A 1,013-nucleotide genomic window follows, 5' to 3' on the forward strand; every position below is an offset into this window, starting at 1 on the left:
TGACATGTCGACTCTCGAGACACACGACAGGGAAGCCCTCGTCGACCAGGTGTCCGCCGATCCACTCCGATGTCGCACCGGCTTCTAAGCCAACGCGAACTAGATCGTCCCGCCATCGCTGAAGTGCAGCCGTCACAGCATCCGGGTCACCGAGCACCTTCCCCTGCCACAGCATCTCGCCGGTCTCGGCGATAACGCAAATAGCTACCGCGTCGAGTGAAGTATCCAGTCCTGCATAAACGCTCATGCCAATCTCCTCTTGCCAGGTCGGCTCTGAGCATCAGACAAACGTCATGATCCGAAAAGGGGCCAGACGTCCAGGGAGCTGAACCGAATACCCCATCTCTTCAGAGAAGCGGCTACGTTTCATGTCCTGGTCCTCTCGATGGGCCAGAACGAACTTCAAACCGGATTAGATAAGAGGGGCAAGGTCAAGGTCGATGACTCAACTGTTGTGTGGGGAGAGCTCTTACTTCTCATTCGCTCCAAATGCGGACGCGGCGCACGAGCTCGGAAGTTGAGATCCCATAGCGATCGTGAAGCGTCGGCAGCGCGCCTGCGTCGAGGAACTCGTCGGGCAGGGCGATCTGGCGAAAGACTGGGGTCACTCTCTCGCGCATCAGCAGCGCGGCAACGCCTTCGCCAAGGCCACCAATGATGGTGTGGTTCTCCGCCGCCACCACCAGCCGTCCCGAACGGCGCGCGGCAGCGAGTATCGCCTCCGTATCCAGAGGTTTGATCGTCGGAACGTGCAGAACGGCGCAGCCGATCCTGTCGGCTTCAAACGCCTTCGCGGCCTCCAGCGCGCGCATGGTCATCAGGCCGCTGGAAATGAACAATACGTCCGCGCCCTCGCGCAGCATTCGCGCCTTGCCGATTTCAAATGTATAGTCGTCTGCGTCGAGCACGACAGGAACCTTACCGCGCGAAAGCCGCATGTAGACCGGCCCGTTGTAGTCCGCGATCGCCTCCGTGGCCTGTTCGATGTCGAGCGCGTCGCAAGGGTCGATGAT

1 protein-coding gene and 1 pseudogene are annotated in these 1,013 nt (G+C 60.1%); both read right to left on the bottom strand.

Going from position 1 to position 1,013, the window contains the following annotated elements; translation table 11 throughout:
• Positions 1 to 247, bottom strand: a pseudogene (locus tag NKH63_RS31255) (IS110 family transposase); the annotation flags it as partial.
• A gap of 229 nt (positions 248 to 476) precedes the next feature.
• Positions 477 to 1,013: transketolase family protein (locus NKH63_RS31260; RefSeq protein ID WP_352920525.1), on the bottom strand; the 537-nt coding region annotated here is incomplete at its 5' end.

The organism is Mesorhizobium sp. M0960 (genome assembly GCF_040319055.1).
In the GTDB taxonomy this organism is placed as follows: domain Bacteria; phylum Pseudomonadota; class Alphaproteobacteria; order Rhizobiales; family Rhizobiaceae; genus Mesorhizobium.